Raw genomic sequence first — 13,134 nt, 5'->3', positions numbered from 1 at the left:
GGACATACGGTGCTGTGGCCCAGGCACAACGAGATCGATACTGTTCACTCATGCCCGACTACCACGATGATCTGCGTCTTGCCCATGTCCTCGCGGACGCTGCCGACGCCGCGACGATGGACCGGTTCAAGGCTCTCGACCTCAAGGTCGAGACCAAGCCGGACATGACGCCGGTGAGTGAGGCGGACAAAACGGCCGAGGAGTTGATCCGGTCGAACCTGAAGCGCGGACGGCCGCGCGACGCGATCCTCGGTGAGGAGTACGGCGTCGAGGGCACGGGCCCGCGCCGCTGGGTGATCGACCCGATCGACGGCACCAAGAACTACGTACGCGGCGTGCCGGTCTGGGCCACGCTGATCGCCCTGATGGAGGCGGGCGAGGGCGGCTTCCAGCCGGTGGTGGGTGTCGTCTCGGCGCCCGCGCTCGGCCGCCGCTGGTGGGCGGCGAAGGGCGCGGGTGCCTTCACCGGGCGCAGCCTGACCTCGGCGACCCGGCTCAAGGCCTCCAAGGTCTCGCGGCTCCAGGACGCCTCCTTCGCGTACTCCTCGCTCACGGGCTGGGAGGAGCAGGGCCGCCTCGACGGGTTCATGGACCTCACGCGCGCGGTCTGGCGCACGCGGGGCTACGGCGACTTCTGGCCCTACATGATGGTCGCCGAGGGCTCGATCGACATCTGCGCGGAGCCCGAGCTCTCGCTCTGGGACATGGCGGCGACCGCGATCATCGTGACCGAGGCGGGCGGCACCTTCACCGGCCTCGACGGCATTCCGGGCCCGCACAGCGGCAACGCGGCGGCGTCGAACGGCCTGCTCCACGACGAGCTGCTCGGTTACCTCAACCAGCGCTACTGAGGCGTACGCCCCGCGCGCGTACGCCCTGAACCGGCAGCACCCGCCCCCTTGTTGAGGACCCGCAGGCCTGCGACTCTAAGAGTTCCCCCACTTGTGAACTTGTGAATCGCTTCTCTTGCGGTCCACTCAGGAGGTGGCTCAAGCCCATGCTCGTCCGCGACGCCATGAGCACGATGGTCCTCACCATCGGTCCCGCCCACACACTGCGCCAAGCGGCCCGGCTGATGGCGGCGCGCCGCGTCGGCGCGGCCGTCGTCCTCGACGCCGACACCAGCCTGGGAATCCTGACCGAGCGCGACGTCCTCGTCTCGCTGGGCCTCGGCCAGAACCCCGACACCGAGACCGCCGGCACCCACACCACGACCGATGTCGTCTTCGCCGCTCCGTCCTGGACCCTGGAGGAGGCGGCCGACGCCATGTCGCACGGCGGCTTCCGGCACCTGATCGTCATGGACGGGAACGAACCGACCGGCATCGTCTCGGTCCGCGACATCATCCGCTGCTGGGCCCCGAGCAGGCAGCAGGCGCCCACACTCACGGCCTGAGCACTCTTCGCCGAGAACGGTCGGCGGGCCGGACCCCCCGAAGGGATCCGGCCCGCCTTTTCTCCCTGCGACAAGCGATCTCAGCCGCGAAGGGCCTGGACCGCGGCCTCGAGGCGCTTGCCGAAGTCTCCGTCAGCCTGACGGAAGTTGTTGATCGCGCGCTCGGCGATGTCGTCGCGCGAGACCTTGGAGATGAAGCCCGCCAGGTTCTCGATCAGGCGGCCCTTCTCGTCCTCGGACATCAGGCGGTAGAGGTTGCCCGCCTGCACGAAGTCGTTGTCCTCGGCGTGCGAGGGCGCCTCGTGGTTGCCCGTGCCGCCGGTGACGGGGGTGGACACCCACAGCGGCCGGTCCGTCTGGAACGGGCCGCCGAAGGAGTTCGGCTCGTAGTTCTTCGTGCCCTTGTGGCGGCCGTCGTACAGCGCGCCGTCACGCGAGTTGGTGCGCGCCTCGGTGGCGTGCGGGCGGTTCACCGGCAGGTGGTCGGCGTTGATGCCGACGCGGTAGCGGTGGGCGTCGCCGTACGCGAAGAGGCGGCCCTGGAGCATCTTGTCCGGGGAGGGACCGATGCCCGGCACGAAGTGCGCGGGGCTGAAGATGGACTGCTCGACCTCGGCGAAGATGTTCTCCGGGTTGCGGTTGAGCTCCAGCTTGCCGATCTCGATCGGCGGGTAGTCCTCGTGCGGCCACACCTTGGTGAGGTCGAACGGGTTGAAGCGGTACGTCGCCGCGTCGGCCGCGGGCATGATCTGCACCTGCACGGTCCAGGACGGGAACTCGCCGCGCTCGATGGCCTCGCGCAGGTCGCGCTGGTGGGAGTCGGGGTCGACGCCGGAGAGCCTGACCGCCTCTTCCGTGGTGAGGTTCTTGATCCCCTGGTCGGTCTTGAAGTGGTACTTGACCCAGAAGACCTCGCCGGCCTCGTTGTTCCACTGGAACGTGTGCGAGCCGTACCCGTTCATGTGGCGCAGCGTCGCCGGGATGCCGCGGTCACCGAAGAGCCAGGTGACCTGGTGGGTCGACTCGGGGCTCAGGCCCCAGAAGTCCCACACGTTGTCGGCTTCCTGCGAGCCCGTGTACGGGTCGCGCTTCTGCGTGTGGATGAAGTCGGGGAACTTGATGGCGTCCTTGATGAAGAAGACGGGGGTGTTGTTCCCGACCAGGTCGTAGTTCCCCTCCTCCGTGTAGAACTTCAGCGCGAAGCCACGGGGGTCACGCACGGCGTCGGCGGAGCCGAGGTTGCCGGCGACGGTGGAGAAGCGGAGGAAGGTCTCCGTCTGCTTGCCGACCTCGGAGAGGAACTTCGCGCGCGTCCACTGCGAGACGTCGCGGGTCAGCGTGAAGGTGCCGTACGCGCCGGCGCCACGTGCGTGGACGATGCGCTCCGGGATGCGCTCGCGGTTGAAGTGCGCGAGCTTCTCCAGCAGCGCCTGGTCCTGGACCAGAACCGGACCGCCTGCACCAGCGGTCTCGCTGTTCTGATTGTCGGCGACCGGCGCGCCGGCCTCCGTGGTGAGCGGTCCCTGCGTCACGTGCGCCTCCTGCGTCATTTCCTGCAAGTCCTGTCCCTTGGCGTAGCCCTTGGTGTCAGCCGATGCCCTTGGCTTCTGCCGAACTCGATCCTACGATAGACATTGTCTAAGTCAAGTGAACATCCAAAGTCACACCTCGTCGGGACTTGGTCCCTCACCTGTTAGGCTGGTGCTCATGAGTGACCTGTTGGAACGACTGCGCGGACGCGGCTGGCGCATGACCGCGCAGCGCCGTGTCGTGGCCGAGGTCCTCGACGGGGACCACGTACACCTGACGGCGGACGAGGTGCACGCGCGCGCCGTCGGCAAACTGCCCGAGATCTCCCGCGCGACCGTCTACAACACTCTGGGTGAGCTGGTGACCCTCGGTGAGGTCATCGAGGTCTCGACGGACCGCAGGGCCAAGCGGTACGACCCGAACGCCCACCGCCCCCACCAGCACCTGGTGTGCGCGCAGTGCGGCACGATCCGTGACGTCCATCCCACGGGCAACCCGCTGAGCAGCCTCCCCGACTCGGAGCGCTTCGGCTTCACGGTCGAGGGCGCGGACGTCACATATCGGGGCACGTGCCCGAGCTGCGCGGCGGCGTAGCGCTTCTTGCTCGTACGTTGACGAAAGCCCCCGGTGGCCGATGGCACCGGGGGCTTTCGCGCGCCCTGCGGACGCGTGGTTCACGCCGGGCTCTTCCCTCGTGATAGCGCCCCGGAACACACCAAAGGCCGGGAAGCTGATGCTTCCCGGCCTTTGGCCTTTAGTAGCGGGGACAGGATTTGAACCTGCGACCTCTGGGTTATGAGCCCAGCGAGCTACCGAGCTGCTCCACCCCGCGCCGTTGTGTTGTAACCGTACGTCAGACGCGACGACCAGCGCAAATCCGTTCCGGCGCCTTGCTGTGGGCAGGCGTTCCGCAGGGCGGAACGAGTGGGCACAGCCCGCCCACCAGCCTGCACCCGCCCGACAGCCGCAAGTGAGAAGGAGGGCAGGCGCAGGGGTCAGGCAGTCAGCTCCTGCTGAAGAGCTTCGCGCAAGCGAGCGGCTCGCTCGCTGACCTCAGCGGGCCCCAGCTCCACCGCACGCGAAGCCCACCGCTGCCCCTCGACCAGCTGTCCGCGCCGGGCGTAGAGCAGCGCGAGCCGGAGCGCGGCCCGCCCGTGCCCGGCGTCAGCGGCCCGCGTCCACCACAGCGCTGCCTCCGGCTCACTGCCCTCGCGGGCGAGCAGCAGCCCGAGGTTGAACGCGCCGTTCCGGCTGCCCGCGTCCGCCGCGAGGCGGTACCACCGCGCCGCCTCGACGACATCCCCGCGCCCCGCGGCCAGCATCCCGACCCGCACCTGCGCACGCCGGTGCCCCTGCTGGGCCGCCCGCTCGTACCACTCCTCGCACTCGGTCTTCTCGGCTGCGGGCTCCCCGAGGGCGGGCGGGCCCGCGGCGGACCGCCGCGCGTCGAGCACGGTGCCCAGGCGGTACGCCGCCTCCGCGCTGCCGCCGCCCGCCGCACACCGCAGATGCCGCTCGGCGTCCCGCTCGTCGCCCTCCCGCAGCCGCGCGGTGCCGACCTGGAGCGCCGCCTCGGTGTGCCCGGCGGCCGCCGCACGCTCGTACCAGGCCAGGGCGGAGTCCTCGTCGTCACGGGACGCGTACAGGATCCCGAGGTTGAAGGCCGCGTCCACGCTGCCCGCCTCGGCCGCCTTGGAGAACCACGGCTCGGCGCCCGCCGCGTCGCCGCCCTGGAGCAGCAGCACGGCCAGCGCGTTGGCGGCCTCGCGGTGACCGGCGTACGCGGCACGCCTGTACCACTGGTCGGCCTGCACGGTCCGCCCCTGCTCGGCGCAGAGCAGACCGAGGTTGTACGCGCCGTTCACGTCTCCCGCGTCCATGGCCGCCCTGTACCACCGCTCGGCGGTCTGGGTCTCGCCCCGCTCGGCGTGCAGCGCGCCCAGGGCGTTCGCGGCGTTCCCGTCGCCGTCCTGGGCCGCTTTCAGCCACCAGACGGCGGCGCTCTCCTCGTCGCCCGCGTCACGCAGCAGGAAGCCGAGAGCGCAGGCGGCACGCGCCTCCCCGTCCTTCGCGGAGTTCAGGTACCAGCGTCCCGCCTCCTTCAGCTCGCCGCGCTGCTCCAGGATCGCGCCGAGGTGCAGCGCGGCCCGCCGGTGGCCGCGCGCGGCGGCCTGGCGGTACCACTGCTCGGCCTCGGCCGCGGCGGAACGTGCTCCTTTGGCGTCGGCCTTCGCGGGGGTCTTGGTGTCGGTGCGCTCGGCGGTGGCCCGCCGGTCAAGGGCACGGGCGATGCGGTAGGCCGCCTCGCGGTGACCGCGCTCGGCCGACGCGCGCATCCAGCGCTCGGCGCCGACGTCACCGCGGTGCTCCAGGAGATCGGCGAGAGCGTACGCACCCAGGGCGTGCCCCTGCTCGGCGGACTGCCGCAGCCAGTACTCCGCGGCGGGCTCGTCGCCGCGCTCGCGGTGGTAGCGCCCGAGCGCGTGCGCCGCCGCGGCGGAACCGGCGACGGCGGCGACCCGCCACCAACCGGCCGCCTCGTCGGCGTATCCGCGCTGGTGGAGGAGGACTCCGAGGTTGTTGGCCGCGGCGCGGTCGCCCTCGGCGGTCGCCGCGCGCAGCATGGACTCGGCACCGTCGAGATCACCGCGGCGCAGCAGAAGGCTTCCGAGGACGCTCATCGCGTCGACGTCTCCGGCCTCGGCGGCCAGCCGATGGCGCAATTCTTCGGCGGCCGCCCCGGGATCCTCCCGGTCGGCCGGCTGCACAAACCGCCCTGTCTCCAACAGAGTTGCCTTGTCCCCCATAACGTCCATCGTCGCACCACCTGCAACCTGGGTACACCTGGTATACCGCAGCCAGTGAGGTCACTTCAGCGTTTTGTCGACTTGCCCACAGAGAGATAAGTGAAACACAGTTTCCCCAACTCCCCTCGCGCGGAGCACGGTTCGCACAGACCAGCGCACGACGCCACGGACCCCTCGCACACACGACCACATACACGACGAAGGCCCGGATCCGATAAGGATCCGGGCCTTCGTCTTTTAGTAGCGGGGACAGGATTTGAACCTGCGACCTCTGGGTTATGAGCCCAGCGAGCTACCGAGCTGCTCCACCCCGCGCCGTTGTGTTGAAACAGTACCACGGCCCGGGGTGGGTGCTTTACCGCAGGTCAGTCGCCCTTCTGATCTCCCTTGTCATCCTTGTCGGCCGGCTTGTCGCCCGCCTTGTCGCCCGGCTTGTCGCCTGCCTTGTCGCCTGCCTTGGCCTGGGCGTCCTCGGCGCGCTGCAGGGCTTTCTGGAGGTCCTCCTGCGCCTTGCCGTACGCCTCCCAGTCGCCGTCCTTCAGGGCCGTCTGCCCGTCCTCGAACGCCTGCTGGGCGTCGTCGAGGGCAGCCTGCACCGTCGGGTCGTTCGTCTTGGGCGGATCGGCCGGGTCGGCCGGCTCGTCCGTGCCGTCGGCCGGTGGCTTGGTGGTTCCTTCCGCACCGAAGACCTGGTTGAGGCCGTCGCTCAGGGAGTCCGCGAACGCGGTCTCCGTGCCGTAGGACACCGCGACCTTCTTCAGGAGCGGATACGCCGATTTACGTCCCTGTACGTACACGGGCTCGACGTAGAGGAATCCGTCGTCCAGGGGGACGGTCAGCAGGTTTCCGTAGAGGACGTCGGAGTCGGCGCCCTTCATGTCCCGGACGAAGTTACCGACCTCGGTCATCGAGTTCAGCTTGTTCTGGACCTGTTCAGGGCCGTCCACGTCGCCCGTGACTCTCAGCAGCTTCATCGTGCCGAAGTTCTTGCTTCTGGCGTCGGCGTCGACCGTCATGAAGGCGCGCAGGTTCGGGCGCCCGCTGGGGGTGAACGTCGTCGTCAGCGAGAACTGCTGCTGCGTCTGACCCGGCGTCTTCATGGACAGGTAGTACGGCGGGACCGCGCTGTTGTCCTTCTTCGTCGGGTCGTTCGGCACCTGCCAGGCGTCACTCGCGTTGTAGAACTGGCCGGGGTCCGTGACGTGGTAGAGCGTCAGGAGCTCACGCTGCACCTTGAACATGTCCTGGGGGTAGCGCAGATGGTCCATCAGGGCCTTGGGGATCTCACCCTTGTCCTTGACGGTGTCCGGGAACGCCTTCTTCCAGGTCTTCAGGACCGGGTCCTTGTCGTCCCAGGTGTAGAGCTTGACCTCGCCCGTGTACGCGTCGACGGTCGCCTTCACCGAGTTGCGGATGTAGTTGACCCGGTTCTGCTGGGCCACCACCGCGCGCGCGTCGTCCGACTCCGACAGCGAGTCGGCCGTGGTGTCGCCGAGCGTGGTCCGCGAGGCGTACGGATACCCGTTGCTCGTCGTGTAGGCGTCGACGACCCACTGGATCTTGCCGTCGACGACCGTCGGATACGTGTCGCCGTCGATGGTCAGCCAGGGAGCCACCGCCTCGACGCGCTCCTTGGGCGTGCGGTTGTAGAGAATCCGCGACCCCTCGCCGATCGCGCCCGAGTACAGCATCTGCGGTTCGCCGAAGGACACGGCGTACGCGGCTCGGTTGATCGGGTTGGAGAGGTTGACTCCGCTGTCGCCCTTGTAGCTGTAGGTCTTCTGGCCGCCGCCGTCCTCTTCGTAGTCGAGCTCCTTCTGGGGCCCGCCCACGATCGAGTACTGGGTGGTCTTCTCGCCGTAGTAGATCCGCTGCTCGTACTCGCCGAGGTTGCCGGCGGTCGGCAGGCCGTAGTTCGTGAAGTCCGGAGCTCCCTTGGAGCCCTTCTTCGTCTCCGTGCCCTTGGCCGTGACCATGCCGTAGCCGTGGGTGTAGGCGAAGTGGTCGTTGATCCAGTTGCGCTTCTCGAGCTTGTCGAGACTCAGCTCACGCAGACCGACGACGGTGTCCTGGCCGTTGTAGCGGTCCACGTCCAGGGTCGTCGGGAAGCGGTAGTACTCGCGCTCCTGCTCCAGCTGCTGGAACGTCGGCGAGACGATGTTCGGGTCGTTCAGCCGGTAGTTGGCGGCGGAGTCCGCGTCATCACGCTTCTTCTCCGGCTCCTCGTCGGCCTTGCCCGCGCCCTTGTAGTCCTCGGGCTTCACACCGCTGATGCCGTACGCGTCGCGCGTCGCCTTGATGTTCTTCTGGATGTACGGCGCTTCCTTGGCCTGCTCGTTCGGCGAGACCTGGAACTTCTGCACGATGGCCGGGTACAGACCGCCGATGAGGATGGCGGAGAGGACCATCAGGCCGAAGCCGATGACCGGCAGCTGCCACGTGCGCCGCCACAGCGTCCCGAAGAAGAGCAGCGCGCAGATGACGGCGATGCAGAACAAGATGGTCTTCGCCGGCAGATACGCGTTCGCGTCCACGTAGCGAAGGCCCGTCCAGTCGCCCGTCGCCTTGAAGTCACTCGACTTCACCGCGAGGCCGTACCGGTCGAGCCAGTACGCCACTGCCTTGAGCGTCACGAAGACGCCGAGCAGCACCGAAAGATGCCCGGTGGACGCCGCCGTGGCGCGCGCGCCGGGGCTGGTGATCCGCAGCCCGCCGTACAGGTAGTGCGTGAGGGCGGCGGCGATCAGGGAGAGCACCGTGGCCGCGAAGCCGAAGCCCAGCAGGAAGCGGTACCAGGGCAGGTCGAACGCGAAGAACGACACGTCCAGGTGGAACTGCGGGTCCTTCTGACCGAAGGAGACGCCGTTCACCCACAGCAGCCATGTCCGCCACTGGCCGGCGGCGGACGCGCCCGCGATCAGGCCGACGAGCGTGGCGATGCCGAGCAGCAGCCACTTCTTGTACGGCGCGATGCTCATGCGGTACCGGTCGAGGCTCTGCTGCTCCATCGACATGGCGCTCAACGGCGGGCGCAACCGGTGCGCCAGCCAGATGTTCAGTCCGACCGCGGCCGCCATGAGGAGGCCGAAGACGAAGAACAGGCCGATCTTGGTCCACAGGGTCGTGGTGAAGACCGACGAATAGTTGACCGAGCGGTACCAGAGCCAGTCTGTCCAGAACCCCGCGAACATGACGAACACCATGGCGAGAACAGCCAGGATGCCCAGTGTCATGAGCAGGGTCCGGACGCGACGGGACGGTCGGCCCACTCTGATCCGTGGCCCCGTCGGGCCTCCGCCGCGGTCCGGCATCTGGAAAGCCAAGGTGCGCACCTCGAAGTCGATGTTGATTCTGTTGATCCGTCAGGGTCCTGTGATCGTGGACCCACACCTATGCAACTTACTCACGCTTTACTCGGTTCCCGTTTCTCGGGACTAACGAGGCAGGATTGTGACCATGTCCAACACTCCCATGGCAGCGAGCCCCCTCACCCGTGCCGTACTCGAGATCGACGAGTACGTGTCCGGCCTCGGCTGGGACCTGCCCGCACGCCTCTTCGCGCTCGTCGACACGGCGCGACTGCGCTCCCAAGAACCCGGCCTCGCCACCCAGCTCGGCCTCGACAACTCCCCCGAGGACTCCGGCCTCACACCCATCGAGCAGGAGGAGATCCCGGAGGGCAAGCCGCTGGACGAGTTCCTCGCCACCATCGCCTGGCCGGACGCCGTGGCGGGCTGCGCGCTCACGGTGGAGCGCCTGATGCTGCCGCCGTCGGCGGAGACGTCCGTCCCCGAAGGGCTCAGCGAGGCACAGCTCGCGAAGTGGGTGGCCGAGCACCCGGACCGCCAGGAGGTCCGCATGACGGTCGCGGTGCTGCGTGACGGTGCGCGCGACTCGGCCCTGCGGCTGCGCGAGAAGGACTCGGCCACCGAGGTCCTCACGGGGTCCGACCTCGTTCCGGGCCTCGCGGACGCGCTGGCGGCCACGTTCGCCTGAGACCGGCTGCTCTCGTACGCGGGCGGGGCCGCCCCGCCCGCGTACGTCCGCCTACTTCTTCACCGTGCACTGCGGCAGGTCCGCGGTGTCGCCCTTGCGGATGTCGTCGAGGGAGTCGACCGCGTCGTCGATGCTGTCCACCTTGACCAGCGTGAGGCCGTCCGGGACGTCCTTGGCGGCCGTGGCGCAGTTCTCCTTCGGCGTCAGGAAGTACTTGGCGCCCTTGGCGCGCGCGCCGACCGTCTTCATGCCGATGCCGCCGATCGGGCCGACCTTGCCGTTGTCCTCGATCGTGCCGGTGCCGGCCACGAAATTACCGCCGGTGAGGTCGCCCGGGGTCAGCTTGTCGACGATGCCGAGCGCGAACATCAGTCCGGCGCTGGGGCCGCCGACGTCAGCGAGCTTGATGTCGATCGTGAACGGGAACGTGTGATCGGTGCCCGCCTGGATGCCGACGATCGCGCGGCCGTCCTTCGCCTTCTCCGTGGTGATCTTCACGTCCTGCGTCCGGGTCGGCTCCTTGCCCGCCTTCTCGGCGGCGGCCGCCTCCTTGACGGGGACGAGGCTGAAGACGACGTCCTGGCCCGGCTTGTGCTTGGTGACCAGCTCGGCGACGTCCGTCATCTCCTTCACGGGCGTGCCGTCGACCTTCCTGATGACGTCACCCGCGTGGAGCTTGCCCTCGGCGGGGCTGTTCTTGAAGACGGTGGAGACGACGACCTGGGACTTCACCGGCAGGTTCAGCTCCCTGAGCGCGGCGACCTTGGCGCTCTCCTGGGACTGGCTGAACTCCTCGGCGTTCTCCTGGCTCGACTGCTGCTCGGTCTTGCCGTTCGGGTAGAGGGTGTCGTGCGGCACCACGATGTTGTCGTGGGCCATCCAGCCGTACACGGCCTCCGCGATGTTCATGTTGTAGTCGGCACTCGTGACCCGGACCGTCGTCATGTTGAGGTGACCGGTCGTCGGATAGGTCTTGTGGCCCGAGATCTGCAGCACCGGCTCGCCGCCGTGGTCGCCGAGGGTGTTCACCGTCGGACCCGGGGACATCTCCGAGTACGGCACTTTGATGAGGACTCCGGCGCAGAGCAGCGCGATCAGCATCAGGGTGGAGGCGAGCATCGTCGCGGTGCGGCGTGGCATGGAACGACAGTACGGGACCTGCCTGTCAGTGCACCGCTGGGGCCAGTCCGTACGGGGCTCACAGGGCCTCAGGAGGCCCTGGGGCGCCGCGGCCTCACGATCCCTGGCGGGGCTTCTCCATCGCCTCGCGGAAGGCCGCGTAGCCGTTCAGTTCGGAGTTGTCCCCGGTCTTGCCGGACTTGCGGTTACGCGCCGCCAGGGCGGCCCACAGCCCCGCACCGACAGCTGCCGCGAACGGAATCAGCAACCAGGCAAGTGATGCCATGTCGACCTCCCGACCCCTTGAGCGACCGCAACTGACTGATCAGCAGATTAACCATCCGCTGCGTCAACGCTCACGCCGGGGGCCGGGTTACGCAACCTGAAGGCTCCTCGGGCCAACTGGCCCGGTGGGGGCGTAAGGAGGTCAGCAGGCGCCGACCCACTCCTCCTGACCGTCGGAGAACCGCTGGTGCTTCCAGATCGGCACTTCGTGCTTGAGGTCGTCGATGAGCTTGCGGCAGGCGGCGAAGGCCTCCGCCCGGTGCGGGCAGGAGACCGCCACGACGACCGCGAGATCGCCCACCGCCAGGTCGCCGACGCGGTGGACGGCGGCCAGAGCGCGCACCGGGTATTCGCCGACGACCTTCTCGGCCACTCGGCGCATCTCGGCCTCTGCCGTCGGATGGGTCGAATAGCCGAGTTCGTCGACGTCCGCGCCGCCGTCGTGATTGCGCACGGTCCCCACGAAGAGCGCCGTGCCGCCCGCGGCGTCGTCGCCGACGGCCCTGAAGACCTCGTCCAGGGAGAGCGGTGCGTCACGGATCGCGAGAAGCCTGATGGGGTCCTGCGCGGTCTGCTCGCCGGGGTGGTCGTTCGTGGTGCGTGCCATGCGGCCATGGTGCCGCACGGCACGGACATCACGGAATAGCGCTTTCGCCCGGCACGCGCGCGTGCCGCGTTGGAGCTCTCTACAGGGCGAGAGCTCCGCACGGGCCCACGGCGAGTCTCAGATCCGGCGCCGCGCCTTCCGCGCCCGCCGCACCACCGCGGCGGCGCCCAGCAGCGCGACCGTCGCACCCGCCGCGCCCGCGGCCGTCGCGTCCTTGCGGCCGAGCCTGCGTCCCGCCACGGTGCGTCGCCCCGCGACCTCTTCGAGGAGCTCCCCGAGGACCTCCTCGTTCGTCCACTGTGGACGCCAGCCCGCGTCGTGCAGCCTGCTGACGCTGACCACCCACGGGTACATCGTGTACGCGAGGTCACCGGCGGGAGACGGTGTGAGCCCGATCCGGTGCAGCCGCGCGGCGGCGCCCAGGGCCACCGTGGACGGCAGCTCCATGCGCCTGATCTCGCTGAGCTCCTCGACCTCTTCTTGCTCGAGCCAACCGTCGCAGCCGACGGCCAGCTCACCGTCGACCTTCTCCAGGACGGCGTACTCCAGGGCGCTGCACAGGTCCTCGACATGGCAGAACTGCCAGGCGGGGCGCGATCCCGCCACCACGAGCAGCCTCGGCGACTCGAAGTACCGGGTGAGCGCGGTGTCCGTGCCGCCCACCAGGATCGCGGGCCGCACCACCGTGACGTTCAGACCGGGGTGGGCCCGGGGTGCGCGCCGGGCGAGGCGCTCGACCTCCAGGAGGTCACCGACACCGGTGGCCTCCGCCGTGGCGCGCAGTTCGGCGTCTTCGGAGAGGGGCAGTTCGTTGTCGGACAGCGCTCCGTAGACCATCGCCGACGTGCAGAGCACGACGCGGTGGACGCCGGCCGCCGCGGCGGCCGTCAGCACGGTCTGCGTGCCGCGCACGTTGTACGCCGTACGGGCCGCGGCGTCCGTCTCCAGGTCGAGATCGAGGGCGAGGTGGACCACGACGTCCGCGCCCCGCAGCTTCTCGGCGATGGCCGGGTCCCTGACGTCCAGGATGTGCCACTGGGCCTGGGCGCACTCGCCCCGCCGCTCGTCGATGGCAACGACCTGCTTGATCTCATCGGACGCGGCCAGGCGCTCGGTCAGCAGCGCGCCCACGCCGGAGGCGGCGCCGGTGACGGCGACCACGGGCCCTCGGACGGGGCTCGGAGTAGAAAGGTTTCGCGCTGCGCGAACCTGTGGATCTGGGGAACTCACCAGGCGTCTCCAGCGGTTGTCTTCTGTAGATACGCGAATGACGCGTATGTACCAGGTGGCATCCATCCTGCCGCAGGCCATGACTCGGCGAAGCACTGAGGCCCGATCCCGTCACGGTGTCTACGCTGGGTGGTGTTGTAGGGCAGCCGCCGCCGGAACCGTAC

At 68.9% G+C, this 13,134-nt stretch carries 11 protein-coding genes and 2 tRNA genes; 4 read left to right on the top strand and 9 right to left on the bottom strand.

All coding sequences use genetic code 11. The annotated features are described in order from the left end of the window. Positions 1-50: 50 nt before the first annotated feature. Together hisN and AB0I94_RS05450 are read left to right on the top strand one after the other, a co-directional pair. Positions 51-851: a histidinol-phosphatase gene (gene hisN / locus AB0I94_RS05455; protein WP_363308086.1), complete on the top strand. Its 801-nt coding sequence runs from the start codon at positions 51-53 to the stop codon at positions 849-851. Between the two features lie 146 nt (positions 852-997). Beyond that, a complete protein-coding gene (locus AB0I94_RS05450) occupies positions 998-1,396 on the top strand; it encodes a CBS domain-containing protein (protein ID WP_363308085.1) in 399 nt (132 codons plus the stop codon). Positions 1,397-1,476: 80 nt separating this feature from the next. Here the strand turns inward: AB0I94_RS05450 and AB0I94_RS05445 are convergent, their stop codons facing one another. Next, positions 1,477-2,946, bottom strand: a complete 1,470-nt coding sequence (locus AB0I94_RS05445; protein ID WP_363308084.1) for a catalase — start codon at positions 2,944-2,946, stop codon at positions 1,477-1,479. 157 nt (positions 2,947-3,103) lie between these two features. Here AB0I94_RS05445 and AB0I94_RS05440 point away from each other — a divergent pair, with 157 nt between their 5' ends. Beyond that, positions 3,104-3,520 (top strand): Fur family transcriptional regulator, encoded by a 417-nt coding sequence (locus AB0I94_RS05440; RefSeq protein WP_363308083.1) that lies wholly within the window; start codon positions 3,104-3,106, stop codon positions 3,518-3,520. 164 nt (positions 3,521-3,684) lie between these two features. Here AB0I94_RS05440 and AB0I94_RS05435 read toward each other — a convergent pair. From AB0I94_RS05435 to AB0I94_RS05420, 4 genes are all read right to left on the bottom strand, one after another. Continuing rightward, a tRNA-Met gene (locus AB0I94_RS05435) sits at positions 3,685-3,758 on the bottom strand. Between the two features lie 163 nt (positions 3,759-3,921). Further along, positions 3,922-5,742: a tetratricopeptide repeat protein gene (locus AB0I94_RS05430; RefSeq protein WP_363308082.1), complete on the bottom strand. Its 1,821-nt coding sequence runs from the start codon at positions 5,740-5,742 to the stop codon at positions 3,922-3,924. A 232-nt stretch (positions 5,743-5,974) separates the two neighbouring features. Further along, positions 5,975-6,048 (bottom strand) — tRNA-Met (locus AB0I94_RS05425). 50 nt (positions 6,049-6,098) lie between these two features. After that, a complete protein-coding gene (locus tag AB0I94_RS05420) occupies positions 6,099-9,044 on the bottom strand; it encodes a UPF0182 family protein (RefSeq protein WP_363308303.1) in 2,946 nt (981 codons plus the stop codon). A gap of 145 nt (positions 9,045-9,189) precedes the next feature. Between AB0I94_RS05420 and AB0I94_RS05415 the strand changes: the two genes are divergently transcribed. Continuing rightward, positions 9,190-9,729 (top strand): PPA1309 family protein, encoded by a 540-nt coding sequence (locus AB0I94_RS05415; RefSeq protein WP_363308081.1) that lies wholly within the window; start codon positions 9,190-9,192, stop codon positions 9,727-9,729. A gap of 51 nt (positions 9,730-9,780) precedes the next feature. On the opposite strand, the gene AB0I94_RS05410 is transcribed toward AB0I94_RS05415, so the two are convergent. The 4 genes from AB0I94_RS05410 to AB0I94_RS05395 form a co-directional block, all read right to left on the bottom strand. Beyond that, entirely contained in the window at positions 9,781-10,869 is a 1,089-nt protein-coding gene (locus AB0I94_RS05410) for a PDZ domain-containing protein (protein ID WP_363308080.1), read from the bottom strand. Positions 10,870-10,963: 94 nt separating this feature from the next. Then, positions 10,964-11,134, bottom strand: coding sequence for a hypothetical protein (locus tag AB0I94_RS05405; RefSeq protein WP_363308079.1), 171 nt, complete (start codon positions 11,132-11,134; stop codon positions 10,964-10,966). A 141-nt stretch (positions 11,135-11,275) separates the two neighbouring features. Next, positions 11,276-11,740 carry a molybdenum cofactor biosynthesis protein MoaE gene (locus AB0I94_RS05400; protein WP_363308078.1) on the bottom strand — a complete coding sequence of 155 codons (465 nt, stop codon included), beginning with the start codon at positions 11,738-11,740 and terminating at the stop codon, positions 11,276-11,278. Positions 11,741-11,857: 117 nt separating this feature from the next. Then, entirely contained in the window at positions 11,858-12,970 is a 1,113-nt protein-coding gene (locus AB0I94_RS05395) for an SDR family oxidoreductase (RefSeq protein ID WP_363308077.1), read from the bottom strand. Between the last annotated feature and the right edge of the window lie 164 nt (positions 12,971-13,134).

This window comes from Streptomyces sp. NPDC050147 (assembly GCF_040660195.1).
In the GTDB taxonomy this organism is placed as follows: Bacteria; Actinomycetota; Actinomycetes; order Streptomycetales; family Streptomycetaceae; genus Streptomyces.
Note: the sequence above shows the minus strand (reverse complement) of the source record. Positions and strands in the feature narration are given on the sequence as shown.

Bases quoted from the DNA above. Each gene is read 5' to 3' on its own strand.
- hisN (WP_363308086.1), top strand. From the start codon at position 51: ATGCCCGACTACCACGATGATCTGCGTCTTGCCCATGTCCTCGCGGAC.
- AB0I94_RS05420 (WP_363308303.1), bottom strand. From the start codon at position 9,044: ATGCCGGACCGCGGCGGAGGCCCGACGGGGCCACGGATCAGAGTGGGC.
- AB0I94_RS05410 (WP_363308080.1), bottom strand. From the start codon at position 10,869: ATGCCACGCCGCACCGCGACGATGCTCGCCTCCACCCTGATGCTGATC.
- AB0I94_RS05405 (WP_363308079.1), bottom strand. From the start codon at position 11,134: ATGGCATCACTTGCCTGGTTGCTGATTCCGTTCGCGGCAGCTGTCGGT.
- AB0I94_RS05440 (WP_363308083.1), top strand. From the start codon at position 3,104: ATGAGTGACCTGTTGGAACGACTGCGCGGACGCGGCTGGCGCATGACC.
- AB0I94_RS05430 (WP_363308082.1), bottom strand. From the start codon at position 5,742: ATGGACGTTATGGGGGACAAGGCAACTCTGTTGGAGACAGGGCGGTTT.
- AB0I94_RS05450 (WP_363308085.1), top strand. From the start codon at position 998: ATGCTCGTCCGCGACGCCATGAGCACGATGGTCCTCACCATCGGTCCC.
- AB0I94_RS05400 (WP_363308078.1), bottom strand. From the start codon at position 11,740: ATGGCACGCACCACGAACGACCACCCCGGCGAGCAGACCGCGCAGGAC.
- AB0I94_RS05445 (WP_363308084.1), bottom strand. From the start codon at position 2,946: ATGACGCAGGAGGCGCACGTGACGCAGGGACCGCTCACCACGGAGGCC.
- AB0I94_RS05415 (WP_363308081.1), top strand. From the start codon at position 9,190: ATGTCCAACACTCCCATGGCAGCGAGCCCCCTCACCCGTGCCGTACTC.